The sequence below is a fragment of the Myroides sp. 1354 genome, assembly GCF_030324495.1.
GTDB lineage: Bacteria > Bacteroidota > Bacteroidia > Flavobacteriales > Flavobacteriaceae > Flavobacterium.
Genome location: NZ_JACAGN010000023.1, coordinates 36,185 through 52,323 on the forward strand (window position 1 = coordinate 36,185; position 16,139 = coordinate 52,323).

General features: G+C 36.4%; 11 protein-coding genes. 1 reads left to right on the forward strand and 10 read right to left on the reverse strand.

Going from position 1 to position 16,139, the window contains the following annotated elements; all coding sequences use genetic code 11:
* Positions 1 to 24: 24 nt before the first annotated feature.
* From HX004_RS16620 to ychF, 5 genes are all read right to left on the reverse strand, one after another.
* A complete protein-coding gene (locus HX004_RS16620) occupies positions 25 to 2,670 on the reverse strand; it encodes a DNA gyrase/topoisomerase IV subunit A (RefSeq protein ID WP_286443822.1) in 2,646 nt (881 codons plus the stop codon).
* Positions 2,671 to 2,673: 3 nt separating this feature from the next.
* On the reverse strand, positions 2,674 to 4,527 hold the full coding sequence (locus HX004_RS16625; RefSeq protein ID WP_286443824.1) for a DNA topoisomerase IV subunit B: 1,854 nt from the start codon (positions 4,525 to 4,527) through the stop codon (positions 2,674 to 2,676).
* A 95-nt stretch (positions 4,528 to 4,622) separates the two neighbouring features.
* The gene (locus tag HX004_RS16630) at positions 4,623 to 5,537 is read right to left on the reverse strand and encodes a YihY/virulence factor BrkB family protein (protein ID WP_286443826.1); all 915 of its coding nucleotides are present in this window, start codon (positions 5,535 to 5,537) and stop codon (positions 4,623 to 4,625) included.
* A gap of 2 nt (positions 5,538 to 5,539) precedes the next feature.
* On the reverse strand, positions 5,540 to 6,208 hold the full coding sequence (locus HX004_RS16635) for a TIGR02117 family protein (protein WP_286443829.1): 669 nt from the start codon (positions 6,206 to 6,208) through the stop codon (positions 5,540 to 5,542).
* Positions 6,209 to 6,289: 81 nt separating this feature from the next.
* Positions 6,290 to 7,384: a redox-regulated ATPase YchF gene (gene ychF / locus HX004_RS16640; protein WP_286443831.1), complete on the reverse strand. Its 1,095-nt coding sequence runs from the start codon at positions 7,382 to 7,384 to the stop codon at positions 6,290 to 6,292.
* A 194-nt stretch (positions 7,385 to 7,578) separates the two neighbouring features.
* Here ychF and HX004_RS16645 point away from each other — a divergent pair, with 194 nt between their 5' ends.
* On the forward strand, positions 7,579 to 8,052 hold the full coding sequence (locus HX004_RS16645) for a GNAT family N-acetyltransferase (protein ID WP_286443833.1): 474 nt from the start codon (positions 7,579 to 7,581) through the stop codon (positions 8,050 to 8,052).
* A 112-nt stretch (positions 8,053 to 8,164) separates the two neighbouring features.
* On the opposite strand, the gene HX004_RS16650 is transcribed toward HX004_RS16645, so the two are convergent.
* The 5 genes from HX004_RS16650 to HX004_RS16670 all read right to left on the reverse strand — a co-directional run.
* A complete protein-coding gene (locus HX004_RS16650; protein ID WP_286443835.1) occupies positions 8,165 to 10,123 on the reverse strand; it encodes an OmpA family protein in 1,959 nt (652 codons plus the stop codon).
* Between the two features lie 12 nt (positions 10,124 to 10,135).
* The gene (locus tag HX004_RS16655) at positions 10,136 to 11,068 is read right to left on the reverse strand and encodes a PorP/SprF family type IX secretion system membrane protein (RefSeq protein ID WP_286443836.1); all 933 of its coding nucleotides are present in this window, start codon (positions 11,066 to 11,068) and stop codon (positions 10,136 to 10,138) included.
* An 11-nt stretch (positions 11,069 to 11,079) separates the two neighbouring features.
* Entirely contained in the window at positions 11,080 to 12,396 is a 1,317-nt protein-coding gene (locus HX004_RS16660; RefSeq protein WP_286443838.1) for a T9SS type B sorting domain-containing protein, read from the reverse strand.
* A gap of 7 nt (positions 12,397 to 12,403) precedes the next feature.
* A complete protein-coding gene (locus HX004_RS16665) occupies positions 12,404 to 15,019 on the reverse strand; it encodes a CLIPPER-2 domain-containing protein (protein WP_286443839.1) in 2,616 nt (871 codons plus the stop codon).
* A gap of 16 nt (positions 15,020 to 15,035) precedes the next feature.
* Positions 15,036 to 16,139 (reverse strand): hypothetical protein (locus tag HX004_RS16670; RefSeq protein WP_286443841.1); only part of this gene is annotated, 1,104 nt, incomplete at its 5' end.

Below are 16,139 nucleotides of genomic sequence, written 5' to 3' on the forward strand. Positions count from 1 at the left end.
AGAAATTATCAGTTAACAGTAGTGCTAAAACAAGCTACTTTGTCCATCTTCATCTATATTCACATCCGGTAAATTTTCTAAATCATAGGAAGTAGTTTCTTCTTCTTCTACTTCTTCTTCATAAGGTAGTGATTCCAAATGATCAATTTGTTTTACCTTATCTGCCGTCAATTGATTACCTAAAGCTTTAATTCCCTTAACGGTTATAAATTGCTCTAAATCAAGGACTAAATTTTCCTTTTGCACCCCTTTTACCTTAGCAAAAACAACTTCCACCACCGGGCGATAATCGGTTGAAATCAGTTCCAATTTCGAATTTTCGTGTTCTGAAATAAAGAGGTCTTCTCTATTTTCATTTTCCACGATAAATCGCTTCACATAATATCTAGCTTTTTCACCATCGTAATAAATTGCCGAAATTGGTTTTGTCGGTTTCCACTTTTCTAAGACAATCATATCTTCTTCAAAGTGCGTAGTCAATTCAGGGATAACCGTTTTTACTTTTCCGCTTTGGGTAATAATTAACAAGCGATCTTCTGGTTTAAACTCACCAAGTAAATCTCCTCTTCCTTCAACATTTAATCGTCTTACGGTTTCATCATACCATATTTTTCGGGGGCGCAACGTCGAGATTCCCTTTTCTTTGAGTTCGATTTTCTTAATAGCGTATTTGGTTACTAAATTACCTTTTGCAATACGTCCTTTAATTAATAAATCAGCGAAATCAACATCAAATTTCAGTTTTTTCACATTGCTCAACTGACGCAATAAAATGGTAACTACTTCCGCCTCTCCGTTTGGATTGGCTGAGAAATACAAAATCTGAGACCCCGTATTACCTTGTGTTAAATCATATACTTTATCACGCGTAATACTCATGACATTAAAGCGTTTGATATAGGTTGGTCCTGATTTTCCATCGCGGTAAATCAAATTGTAAATGGTGCGTTTGTCGTTTTTTGCAAAAACATCAATGTGAATGATATCCTTACCAACAAAGCGCTTTTCTTCTACTTTTGAAATCATCATGGATCCATCACGCAAAAAGACGATAATATCATCAATATCGGAACAGTCACATACATATTCATCCTTACGCAAAGACGTTCCAAAAAATCCTTCTTGTCTATTGACGTAGAGTTTGGTATTTCTCAGAACAACTTTAGTTGCTTCAATTGTATCAAAACTTCTCAATTCTGTTTTGCGCTCTTTTCCTTTACCATATTTTTCTTTCAAGCTCGTAAAGTACTTAATCGCAAAATCAACCAAGTGTTCTAAATTGTATTTTACTTGTTCGATTTCTGTTTCTAATGATTCGATAAGCTGATTGGCTTTATCAATATCAAAACGAGAAATTCGCTTGATTCGTATTTCAGTTAATTTGATGATATCCTCTTGTGTTACCGCTCGTTTTAGGTTAACAACGAAAGGTTTCAACCCTTCATCAATAGCCGAAAGCACGCCTTCCCAAGTTTCTTCTTCCTCAATAGCGCGATAAATTCTATTTTCAATAAAAATACGCTCTAAAGACAAAAAGTGCCATCTTTCTTCTAACTCCCCTAATTCAATTTCCAGTTCTTGCTTTAATAAATCAACGGTTTGATGCGTTGAGCGTCTAAGCATTTCTGAAACCCCAATAAATAGCGGTTTGTTGTCTTGAATAATACAAGCCAGAGGAGCGATTGATGTTTCACATCCTGTAAAGGCGTATAAAGCATCAATTGTTTTATCTGGAGACGTTCCCGCAGGTAAGTGAATTAATATTTCTACACTTGCTGCTGTATTGTCTTCAATTTTTCTGATTTTTAATTTCCCCTTTTCATTGGCTTTCAAAATACTATCAATCAAAGTAGTCGTAGTAGTTGAAAATGGAATCTGCGTAATGACCAAGGTATTCTTATCCAATTGAGAAATTCGAGCACGCACACGCACACGTCCTCCTCTTAATCCATCATTATAATTGGACACATCCGCAATTCCTTCCGTAGGAAAATCAGGGTACAAAGTAAAGGGTTTTCCCTTTAAAATTTTGATTGAAGCATCGATAAGTTCATTGAAGTTATGAGGCAATACTTTTGTCGATAAACCTACAGCAATACCTTCCGCTCCTTGTGCCAAGAGCAAAGGGAACTTTACAGGTAGGTTAATCGGTTCATTACGACGACCATCATAAGACAACTGCCAATCTGTAATTTTGGGAGAATACAATACTTCTAAGGCAAATTTACTCAAACGCGCCTCAATATAACGCGAAGCTGCGGCACCATCCCCTGTTAGGATATTCCCCCAGTTTCCTTGCATATCAATAAGCAATTCCTTCTGTCCCAGTTGTACCATTGCATCTCCGATACTAGCATCTCCATGCGGGTGATACTGCATCGTATGTCCAACAACATTGGCTACTTTATTGTAACGACCATCATCTAACTCCTTCATTGAATGCATAATACGTCGCTGAACAGGTTTAAATCCATCTTCAATAGCTGGTACGGCGCGTTCTAAAATCACATAAGACGCATAGTCCAAGAACCAATCCTTGTACATTCCTGTAACTTTGGTAATGGTTTCTTTTTCCTCTTCTTCTTGTATTTGTGTGTGATCTTCTACAAACTCCCCATTTTCTAGGTTGTTTGATTGGATATCTTCATTCAAATTATCTTCAGTACTCATAGTCTATTCTTCTACAACATCAAGTTCAACTTTCAAATTATCAATGATAAATTCTTGTCTATCTGGTGTGTTTTTACCCATGTAAAATTCTAACATTTTTTCAATAGACATTGATTTATCAAGCATAACAGGATCTAATCGAATATTTTCACCGATGAAGTGTTGAAACTCATCTGGAGAAATCTCTCCCAATCCTTTGAATCGCGTAATTTCTGGTTTAGGTTTTAACTTTTCGATTGCTGCTACACGTTCTTCTTCACTATAACAGTAAATCGTTTCTTTTCTATTTCTCACACGGAACAAAGGTGTTTGCAAAATATACAAATGACCTTCTTTGATTAATTCAGGGAAAAACTGTAAAAAGAAAGTAATTAACAACAAGCGAATATGCATTCCATCGACATCGGCATCGGTTGCAATTACGATGTTATTGTAACGCAAACTTTCGAAGTCTTCTTCTATATCCAAGGCAGCTTGAAGCAAGTTAAATTCCTCATTTTCGTATACAATCTTTTTGGTCATTCCATACGAATTCAACGGTTTTCCACGCAAACTAAATACGGCTTGCGTATTTACGTCTCTCGATTTGGTAATGGATCCAGAAGCTGAATCTCCCTCCGTAATAAAAAGTGTACTTTCTAGGTATCGAGGATTTTTAATGTCTGTAAAATGCACGCGACAATCGCGTAATTTACGGTTGTGTAAACTCGCTTTTTTTGCGCGTTCCTTTGCTATTTTTCGAATTCCAGATAATTCCTTACGCTCGCGTTCTGCTTGTAAGATTTTGCGCAATAAGGCATCCGCAATTTCAGGGTTTTTATGCAAGTAGTTATCTAATTGCGTTTTAACAAAATCATTAACAAATGTACGCACCGTCGGCAAATCTGGTCCCATATCAGTTGAACCCAATTTTGTTTTGGTTTGCGATTCAAATACAGGCTCTTCAACCTTTACTGAAATAGCAGCTACAATTGATTTTCGAATATCAGAAGCCTCAAAGTTTTTATTGTAAAACTCTTTGAGTGTACGAACGACTGCTTCGCGAAACGCTCCCAAATGTGTTCCTCCTTGTGTGGTATTTTGTCCATTAACAAAAGAGTAATACTCTTCTGAATATTGCGTTCTACTATGCGTAATCGCTACTTCAATATCCTCCCCTGTAAGATGAATGATTGGATATACCTGATCTTCTTCATTTATGTTTTCATTCAGCAAATCTTTCAATCCATTTTCTGAATAGAATTTTTCACCATTAAAAATGATCGTTAACCCCTTATTCAGGTAACAGTAATTCTTGAGCATACGCTCAATATACTCTTTGCGGTATTTGTAGTTTTTGAAAATCTTCTCATCTGCGATAAAGGAAACTTTCGTTCCTTTTCGCTTAGTTGTTTCAACGAGTTCTTCTTCATTCACCAAATTCCCTGCCGAGAAGTCAGCTGCTTTTTGTTGATTATCTCGAACAGAAACAACGCGGAAATAATTAGACAAAGCATTAACTGCTTTTGTACCTACCCCATTTAGACCAACTGATTTTTTAAATGCTTTGGAGTCGTACTTACCTCCTGTGTTCATTTTCGACACTACGTCAATTACCTTTCCTAATGGAATACCACGCCCAAAGTCACGAACCGTAACCATTTTGTCTTTTAAGGTAACTTCAATAGTTTTTCCTGTGCCCATTACAAACTCATCAATACTATTGTCAATTACCTCCTTAATTAGGATATAAATCCCATCATCAGGAGACGATCCATCACCAAGCTTACCGATATACATACCCGGACGCATACGGATATGTTCTTTCCAATCTAAAGAACGAATATTGTCTTCAGTATACTGATTTTGATTTTGCATATAAATTGTTGGAATTTGCGCTAAAATACTACTATTTAACCTAAAATAAAAATGATAAAAATTTGTAAATACCGTTTTTTTGCTTGTAAAACTTTCTATTCTTCCGTCTTTTTGATGGCATTTTTATCAATTTCTAAAGAAAACTCTCCTGGTCGAATTCGCTGTCCAAACAATAACGCGTAATTTTTGGTAAATTCAGCGCCAAAATACAAAATCATAGCTGAATAATAAACCCAAACTAACATAACGATAATGGATCCTGCAGCACCATAAAGGGAAGATTTAGCGGTTGTACCTAAATAAAATCCGATGCCGAATTTACCCACCATAAATAGGACTGCAGTAAATGCTGCCCCTACCATGGCGTCTTTCATGCGGATGATTCCATTGGGTAAGGTTTTAAATATCACGGCAAATAAAAGGGTAATAATCAAAAATACAATAATATTATTGACAACCTGAACAAAATAAATCGTCGATTCTGCAAAGTAATCCGTTAAGAATTCATAAAGGATACTGGCCAAGGAATTAATGAGAAGGCTAACTAATAACAAAAAGCCTACAGAGCCAATCATAGCGAAAGACAACAATCTGTTTTTCAGTAGGCGAACCATACTTTTTTCTGGTTTAGCTACAAATCCCCAAATGTAATTAATAGAACTTTGAATTTCGGCAAACACACCTGAGGCAGTAAACAGTAACATGACAACCCCGATAATCGTTGGTAAAACACCGGAGCGATTAATCGTCACATTATTCATGGCGTTTTCAACTTCTCTTGCCGTATTCGGTCCTACTAACTCACCAATTTGTTGATAAAAAAAAGAAGAGACATCTTTTTCTTCCAAAAAAAATCCAGAGGCAGAGATAATTAGAATAATCAGAGGTGGCAAAGCGAAAATAGTATAGTAAGATAAAGCTGCACTAAAGGATGTTGCCCGATCATCTAAAAAATCCATCACAGAATTCTTCAATAAAAGTCCAATTTTTTTAAAAGGTATTTGTATCATAATTATTTATAATGCCTAAATATGCCTTGATCGTGCAAAGCCCACAAGGCTGCTTTTTGATTCATTTGTTTTAACCCTTGATTCACCCATGTATTACAGGTGTAAAATAAACTATAACTCCCTTTTGCTTCATAGAACGCATCGGATTGACGATAACCTTCCACTTCAATTCGTTGATATGTTTCTCCCTCTTTCTTGAAACTAACATCAATATAATGAACTAAAGCTTGGTACTCACTTTTTGAAAGTCGTAATTCAACCGTATTTTCATCCTCAACAAAATGGGTATAAGCGGTTACATGCATAGCTGATTCTCCAACGCCTGATATTGCACTTAAAGCAGTAGACAGACGCAAATCACTCCACGATGGGGTATTAAGATAGAACCCTTTATCTCCCCAACCAAAAGCTATCCATTGTGCTCGAGTGGCTGGTAACTCTACTTTTGTACGCCAATCCATTACCTCGTGTACGAATGGCACAACAAAATCTGTATGAACTCCATTCGTCGACAAATAAACAACAATCTCATCTTCTGATTGTTGACTATTTTCTGGTATTACTTTAGCTGGTATTATAGATAGTCCATAAAAAACAGTTACGTAAACCATAACAAATGTAAAAAAACACAAGGTAAACACTTTTACAAAGTATGCGATTTTTTTTAGCATATTCTATATAATCAAAACTTAAATATACAAAAAAAGAGAGGTGCATAACACCTCTCTTTTTTGATTTGTATTTGGTTATCCTTATACGTTAAAACGGAAGTGCATTACATCTCCATCTTTCACGATATATTCTTTTCCTTCAACTCTTAGTTTTCCTGCTTCTTTTACTTTAGCTTCTGAACCAAACGCAACATAATCGTCATAAGCGATTACTTCAGCTCGGATGAATCCTTTTTCAAAATCCGAGTGAATAACGCCTGCTGCCTGTGGTGCAGTATCCCCAACGTTGATTGTCCAAGCTCTTACTTCTTTCACTCCTGCTGTGAAGTAGGTTTGCAAGTTTAATAATTTATAAGCCGAACGGATTAATTTTGATGATCCCGGTTCTTCTAAACCTAAATCTTCCAAGAACATTTGACGCTCTTCGAATGTCTCCAATTCTGTAATATCCGCTTCTGTTCCAACAGCCAAAACAATTACTTCCGCATTTTCATCTTTTACAAGCTCTTTTACTTGCTCTACATATGCATTTCCACTAACTGCTGCTCCCTCATCTACATTACACACATATAGTACAGGTTTAGTTGTAATCAATTGGAAAGCTTCTAACAACTCTTCCTCGTCTTGATTTTTTGCCTCTACTACACGTGCAGATTTTCCAGCTAATAACGTTTCTCTTATACGATCTAATAAATCCGCTTCTACTTGTGCTTCTTTATTACCTGTTTTAGCTGCTTTTTTTACTTTCTCTAAACGTTTCTCAACAGTCTCAAGGTCTTTTAATTGCAATTCGATATCAATTGTTTCCTTATCGCGAATTGGATTTACTTTTCCGTCTACGTGAACAATATTGTCGTTATCAAAACAACGTAAAACGTGTATAATTGCATTACACTCGCGAATATTTCCCAAGAACTGGTTCCCCAATCCTTCACCTTTACTTGCCCCTTTCACTAATCCAGCGATATCAACGATTTCTACTGTTGCTGGTAAAACTCGCTCTGGATTTACCAACTCTTCTAATTTTAATAAACGGGGATCTGGCACGTTTACAACTCCAACATTGGGTTCGATTGTACAGAATGGGAAGTTAGCACTTTGTGCTTTAGCGTTTGATAAACAATTGAATAGTGTTGATTTTCCAACATTTGGCAATCCTACAATACCTGCTTTCATATTTTTAGTAACTTATTGTCTTTTTATAATGGTTGCAAATATATTCAAATTTTGTAGAAGTTCTTCTATAATCCTTTACATTAAACCAAAGAGTACCCGCTAAACATATCAAGTCTTTCTTTTTACCTATCGTATTTCACCTAAAATAATAGAAAGATTGTACTTTTGTGTTTAATCAAACTTATATCAAACGTATGCTACTTGATTCACTTCAAATCAAAGAGATTCAAACTCCTCCTTATCCCATGCACCTTCTTCTGTTAGCTGATGAAACAGTAGAAGCAATTGAACAGTATTTGTACGACAGTCGCATCTATAGTGTATGGAAAGACAAAGAGGAACTTGCCGTTTTTTGTCTTTATCCCCATAACAGTAATTGTTTAGAAATTAAAAACATAGCGGTCAGTACCGCCTATCAAAATCAACATATCGGTAGTTTTTTAATCGAGAAAATTAAAACAATGGCCTTACAGCAAGGTTTTGAAACTGTAATCGTTGGCACTTCCGATACCGGAGATGCACAAATTCGCTTTTATGAACGCAATGGATTCATACGCTATGATAGACGCAAGAACTTTTTTATCGACCACTACGCTGAACCTATTTTCGAAAATGGAAGACGGATGGTAGATATGGTTTTATTGCGATTCGATATAAAGAAATCTTAAACGCGAGAAGAGAGCAAGCGAAATGGCTTACTCTCTTCTTTTTTAAAAATTAACTTCAATTCTTGTTCCTTAAGCCTACAAGTCTAGTTGAACAATTGTGCATCCACCATCATCACATTTCGACAATAATAAACTCACTTCGTCTATTGAGTTGGTGTTCTTCATCTGTACAACGCACCCCTTTGCGACAATGGTTTATGGGCTGACTTTCCCCGTATCCTTTAGCTGTCAATCGACGAGGATCTATTCCCCTATCAATTATCCATTTCATCGTTTCTTGCGCACGACGTTCAGATAGTTTGTGATTGTACTTTGTATTTCCTTTACTATCTGTATGGGAGCGTATCGCAATATTCAAACTTGGGTGCTGCTTCATGGTTTCCACAACTTTTGCAAGTTCTATTTCAGCACTAGAAGGGATACTGTGTTGATCAAAACTAAAATAAATTGGATCTAGCCTTAATTTACTGAATAAATCATCTCCTTCTTGAATCTCGACTTTGTTTGGTTCAAGTTCTATATTGATTTCCCTTGCTTTGACTCGATCTGTTTTGACCACAATTTCTTTGGTAAAATATCCTTCCTTACTGATGCGTATACGGTAATCATGACCACAGAGCAATTTCTCTATTTGATACTCCCCCTGCTTACCTGAACGCCATTCTCCTACTGTTTTTTGTGTTTTATCAGAAACAACAATTTCAACCTGTTCTATTCCTTCTTTCGTATCCTGATTGTAAATTTTTCCTTTTAAATTTTGTATACATGGTTGTTCAACGAACATATAAATATCGTCTCCTCCCTGTCCTCCTTTTCTATTGGAACTCATAAATCCTTTGTGCAAGGCACTATCTATATACAGGGCAAAATCATCCGAAGAACTATTTATTTCTGGACCTAAATTAAAAGGTACACCTATACTGCCATCGCTATTAATTTTAGCTTTAAACAAATCTAATCCTCCAAAACCCGGATGTCCGTCACTAGCAAAATACAACCAGTAATCATCTGAAATAAAAGGGAATGTTTCACGTCCTTCTGTATTAATTGAAGGTCCAAGAGATTCTACTCGTCCAAATTCTTCTCCTTCATAACAAGCTACTCTAAATAAATCAGACTGTCCGATGCTTTCTGGGCGATCGGATACAAAATACATCCATTTCCCGTCTGGAGTCCATGCAGCATGTGCAGTACTACTACCCTTTGAATTAAAAGGCACCTCTACCATATTGCCCCATTCACCATTTTTTTGCTTGGTTACTTTGTAAATTTTAAGCAGTGTATTCTCCTCTATTCCTTGCTTTTGCACACCCTTTACTATACTTCTATTACTAGTAAAATACATGGTTGAACCATCTTTAGAAACAATGGCAGTTCCCATATTGAGTTCTTTATTTGCTATTTCTTTTGCATACAACATAGGTGTACTAAACGTTCCATCTTTCTGAATAGACGAGGCGTACAATTTTGTGTAGTTTTCGTTCGTCCAATTATGCACTTTATTTTTCATTTCGCTATTCACTCGTGAGGAAGTAAAAATCAATTGATCTCCTAGAATGAAAGGTCCATATTCTGCATATTCACTATTAATACTCAAATTTGCCAACGTAAAACTAGCCGCTGTTTTAGTTTTTTCCACAATTTCACTTGTTGTTAAATACAATTTAGAACGTGAATCATCGACTTCTATTTCTGTAAAGCGTTTTAATATTTCGTCTGCCTTCTGGTTCTCTCCAATCGCTTTTAGCGTTTGTCCAAAACGATAGTAATACTCTGTATCTAGTTGACTGAGATTTTTATCCCTATAGTCACTATTAAACAATTGATTATACCACTTAGAAGCTTCAGAAAATTTACCATTAAAATAATAGGAATCTCCTAGTTTAGCTAAAATATCACCCGTTACAAAACCTTGATTTGCTATATTTTCATATATTTTAATTGCTTCTATATACGAATAATTTTCAAAGTTTTTATCTCCTTTTTTTGTTTGGCTATTTTGTCCAAAGCTTAGTATACTAAAGCAAAAAAGAACAAACAAAAGACTTTTCTTTTTTTGTTTTCGAATCATAATGTTTACTTTTTAAAAGAATCGAGGGGATAATTTTTTCTTATAATTCTTAAATAGATCGAATTTTAAGAATATTTCATGAGAGCCAGAATTATACTTAGCCAAAGAATTGATATCAGCATCATAGGTATATCCCACAAGTAAACCTTCTGTAATTTGGAAACCTGCGAGACCACTTACCGCAGCATCCCAACGATAAGCAACTCCAAGTGTAAATTTGTCATAAAATAAGGCATTGGCCGTTAGATCCACTTGAAGAGGTGCCCCAGATACCGCTTTCATAAGTGCAGCTGGTTTAAATTGAATATTGGGATTAACCTCAAATACATAACCTCCCATCAAATAAAAATGCACTTTATCTTTTACCACGCTATAATCATTGTCATTGTATCTTGTACTAGATAAAATTTGAGGTGCTGACAAACCTACATAAGCTCTATCTCCATACAAATAAACGCCTGCTCCTACATTCCCTGCAAATTTGTTGTTCACATTAGATTCGGCAATCGGATCGGTTCCTCCATAAATTGTTAATTTATCATAGTTAATATCCAAAAGGGATCCTGTACCTTTCAATCCGAAAGCTAATTTATATTGGTAACTCAGCGCTACGGTATACGCCAAATCCACGGCAAGACTATTCTCATCCATTACGCCTAAATGATCATTTTTTAGGTGAACTCCAAGCCCTAACCCCGATTCATTTAAGGGGGTTGTTACGGATAGATGGGCTGTTTTAGGAGCTCCAGTCAAACCAATCCACTGTGTACGATATAATCCAAAGATTTGTAAATGATCTGTACTTCCTGCATAGGCAGGGTTAATGACAGATGGATTATACATATACTGTGTATATTGTGGATCTTGTTGGGCAAAGGATTGATTTAAGCAAATCAATCCTAATCCAACTAACACACTTTTTTTTAATGTTTTACTTTTTCTCATCTCATGCACTTTTAGTTGTTTTCTAAGTGTAGGTTTGCTGCTTTTTTAATCATACGACTACCGTTTTCATCCTTATACTCGTAAGTCACAACATAATAATACGTTCCGCTTGGGAGCTTATTATTTTTACCTATTGTGTTCCGTCCATTTGAATATCCATTAAATACATTACTGCTACCATCTCCATTCGGATCATATGCGGTTGTTGAATACACGCGAACCCCCCAACGGTTATATATTTCTACTTTATTAGTTGGATAATTCCAGATATTGTCAATAATAAAATAGTCACTCGATCCATCACTATTAGGTGTCACAAGATTGTAGATAACAACGTCTTCTGAATCCTGTTCCTTACCTGGTCCGATAAGTGCTAAAGTAAAATACCCATACCCATTCACTGCGGCTATTGTAGATACTTCTTTTGCTTCTCGATCAATTGCTCCACCTTCATCTACCCAAGATTTAGCTGTTTCATCCCATCGAACAATGTGTAATTCAGCTTGTGTATTTTCCAAAAGTGAAGATGCTGTTGTGCGTTCATCCCAACTCAAGGTCAATAAAATATCCGAAGCTGTTCTTGTTCCTTTTTCCACAATCCAATACTCTTTATCATTGAGAATCTCAATTTGCTTGGCCTTTGTGTCATGTGCTCGAAAAAAAGCATGATCTCCATATATATATTTACTTACAAAACCATCTTTAACATGCTTAGGTGCAGATATTTTGGCAGGGCGATAATGACCTTTGTCCCCAATGGGATAAACAAAAGGTTCTTGTCCTATTTTCTCTACTTCTCCTTCAACATGCGCATGATCTGTGGCATTAACTGCCTTGGCACCTTGTTGAAAACTAAACATTCCATGAGAAAGGTTGGTTTTTGCATTTACTACAGAATCTACTTTCACAATTCCATCCTGAAAATCTGCTGTACCCCATACATCAATGTTGTTTTTCAAATCAAAAGCTCGACCTTTTGTTGGACTATTAAACTGTATATTATAAAATGTAGAGAGTTCATTTCCACTTATCTGTTTCAGTCTATCAGCATTATTATTCAGAAAAATAGCCATAGATGTTGTCTTGGTGCGACTTAATCCATAATATCCATTGTTGATAAAATCGTGAAAGTACACCATAGTCCCGTCGTTAATCACTTCTCCTATGGTGGTATTTTCAAATGTCCCTTCAATAGAAACCAAATCATCAGCAGACACAACCATTATTCCTTCATTTATCATAAATGCAGGAGTTTCTTGGGACATCCCTATAGTCGTACAACAAATTGTACAGAGGAGTCCTATTGTATATGTTTGTTTATATCTCATTTTTTTACTATTTAATCCTTTGGCGAACCATTGGGTTGGAAATCAATATACTATTTACACTTAAAGGCACGAAAGTATGATTAGGTCTTAGAGGATCATAGCCTAGGTCTGTAGGGAGAAGAGGAACAGTTGGTTTCGATTTCTTTTCAATCGCAATATTACTCCCTGTCTCTGTTGCCTTTACACTAGCCTGATTATACACTCCTTTATTCGCTAAATCCGCTTGAGTTAGCGCATAAGTCAAGGTATAGGTCCAACTCTCATTGACATCTAAAACGTTATCCACATTCACACTTTTTACAGGAACGGCTGTAACCACACCTCCTAGGAGAGGGTCAGTCAATACAACCGAACCTAACTGGGTAACACCAGTATTAGTCAATTGTATAGTATACGTAATAGCATCTCCTACTTGAGCAGTACTGCCATTGGTAGCATTCCATACCCCATCTTTAATTAGCGTGAAACTTGCACTAGAAAACACAACCTCCTCATTCTTTTTGATATTGTTACACGGTCGACCTAGCCCATTATTTGTACATTCATAATAAGGGTCGGTAGGTGGAACATTAGGATTCGTGTTGGTTGCGTCTGGATCGTAAATTCCATTTGGTCGCAAAATAGTTGCTTCCACTTTGACTAGTCCTGAAACTGGCGCAATGGCTTTAAGCTGAATATTATACGTAACTTCACAACCATTAGCTAAATCCAAGGTGGATCGGTAAATGTGATTCAGTGCATCATAAACAATTCCACTACTTTCCGTCCCGCAAGAATTTCCTGTAAATTGTGTTTGAACGGATTCAAAACCCAGCGGAACGACAAAGGTAAAAGGAGCCCCTGTTATAGCACTTGGCCCATTGTTCTTTACCTTGATCGCATAGGTCACGATCTCATTTTGACTGATAGATGTTTGATCCGGAATGATTGATACCACCTCTAAATCAGCTACTTTCATTTCGATTTCTTTTTCTTCTGTAACTGTAGTTCGCGCGGCAAAAGCCCAGGTATTCATCAAACTAAGTGCTCCTAAAGTCCCCCCACTTGGTCTACCTGCAACAGAATTTCGTGTGAAAATATGTCCATTTACACGACTTGAAATCCCTTGAGGCATCACAACATGACTCGCATTCATTGGATTTCCCATATCATCATCAAATTGCGGACTGTTGGGATTAGTATCAACTGGTCTATCATCCCAATACACCTTATCCGATCGAACCGACTGATAATCTGAAGATAACAATTCAACAATAAGTCCGGAGGGATTCCTTTGTGGTGCAAAAAGGGGAACGTGAATTTCACCATAACGATAGTTTAATTCTATAGAAACACTAGCTGTACCAGCCATAATATATTTATCTTGTCCATCTTTTCCATCCCAATAAATCCTATTTTCACCCAATTGACAAGTTCCTTGTAAAATGCGCACAGGAAAGCTAGGTGTAACTCCTGCTTTGGGTTTAATTGTAATTTTATACGTACAATTGCTTGGTATAGTAAAAGATACATAAGCTCCCATAGGACCTACTATATTTTCTCCTGCTTCTACACCAACTACCTTAAAATCTACTGTAGTTTGATTAATATCAGGTTCTTTATTTTTTAACCAATGACTTTGTCCTGTTACAGCATATTTTGCTGATGTAGGTAAATTAACATCAGGGGTATTATAAAACACCTTAAATGCTTTTGTTAAACGAGTATCTACCCAACTAGGATTCCTATAACGTCCATCTATCAGTAGATGTGAAGTACTTCTATAACTTTCATATATAGATGTTTCATTAGCACCAGTTAAAACTGTTCCAATATTATTGGCTGCAACCGCAAATACTGATGCTGTTTGTCCATTATGCTCTATATGGTATACATATCCATCATACGTCAATACTTTAAACTTTCCATAAAAACCTTCTGGAGGATACATTAATGTGCTTACATTTATTCCATTTTGAAAACGCAACATATTAGCATATACACGTCCATTAACCCAATTCCATTCTTGCCCAGTACGCTTGGCTACAGTAATATCCCAAGCTATCACCATATCATTGACTCGACTTGGCCAAGCATTAGCTGAAGTATATCTTAAATTATAACGAGCAACTACTGGATAATCTTTAGAACCTATAAACTCTACTTTATAAATACCAGATTCTCCTTGAGGTACAGTATAATATACAGGTAAATAGCGATTATCTCCTGCTCCTTGGTTTGGCAATCTTGGACCAGCTAATTCTGCTGTACGATTTGGAATATTACCTGCTTCTCCAATTAAGTTAAGTGGCAGCAAAAAACCATCCGGAGAATACAACATAATTAGCTCCTTACCATTAGCTTGTACGTCTGTGGCAATGGCAATTTGTTCTCCTTCCTCTGCATACACATAATGAGTGGCTGTGGAACTCGGATAACTATTCCTGAAATATTCATTGGAGAAACTCGCTTCAACTCCTGATATTGCGTCACATAAATTAAGCCAAGCCCTTCCTCCTCTTGCATTCGCAGGATACAAATCTTTGGACCCTTCTGCCCAAATGCTGTTACTCAGTAAGAGCAAAAAGAGCAATGAAAGAATTAGCTGCAATCTTTTGATGATATTATATTTTGTATGTATCATATTTGTCTATTTTACATTATTTAATCACAAAAACAATATTCATATAAGAACTTGATGAGGCGGCTGCTTTAACCGTATACGTTAATTTTCCATCAGCGCTAATGGATAGATTCTCAAATACTGCTTCATCATAATAGGTCACATAATAGTATAAATCCCCTTTCTGTAATACTGTAATATCATCAGGCGCACCTGCACTTCCGATAATACCTCCTCCATATTGAGTGGGTATTGTACCTGCAGGTCCGTGGGAAATTGGATAGGTTACGGCTGTAGCGGAAGTTGAAGATCCTCCTGTAAATTGATTGACATATTCTTGATACAAATCGCGTATTGCTATACCTGTTGCACTAGTATCAAAAATAACAGCAGGCATATAAAAGAACTGTGGTGCAACTTTACTCTGATCTTTCCACACTGGTTTTTTATCTGCTCCTGTTACCAAAACCTGATTACTCCCTGCTTCTGCTAAATCAATAGGCTGAATTGTACCATCTTTAATATGTATAGAGGTTACTGTATCGTTATTTAAAGATAATTTCAACGCTTGTAAAACTGCATTTTGCGCTTCTGTTCCCACTATTCCATCTACTTCAACTCCAATTACTCCATCCGTAGTCAACGATTCTCCAGCATTAGCTAATAAATCTGTTATATCAATGGTTACCGGGTTGCCATCTGCATCATAGTAAAAGAACTGATTCGTTGTGGTATCATATCCTACATTACCATAGGTATCTTTTAATTCTTCAATGATATTGGTAATGAATTCTTCATTGCTCACCAACTGGGTAATGAACTCTTGATTTTCAACTAAATTGGTTACAAATACATCGTTATTGGCAATCGCTGCGCCTAAGTCATCCAGGGTAACTTCAAAGCGCGTATTGTCCGTATCGGTAATCACTAATACATTGTTGGCTTGATCTACAACAAAGCTTTGGATCTTCGTATTCGTTAAGGTAGAAATGTCAATGGTTACCGGGTTGCCATCTGCATCATAGTAAAAGAACTGATTCGTTGTGGTATCGTATCCTACATTACCATAGGTATCTTTTAATTCTTCAATGATATTGGTAATGAATTCTTCATTGCTCACCAACTGGGTAATGAACTCTTG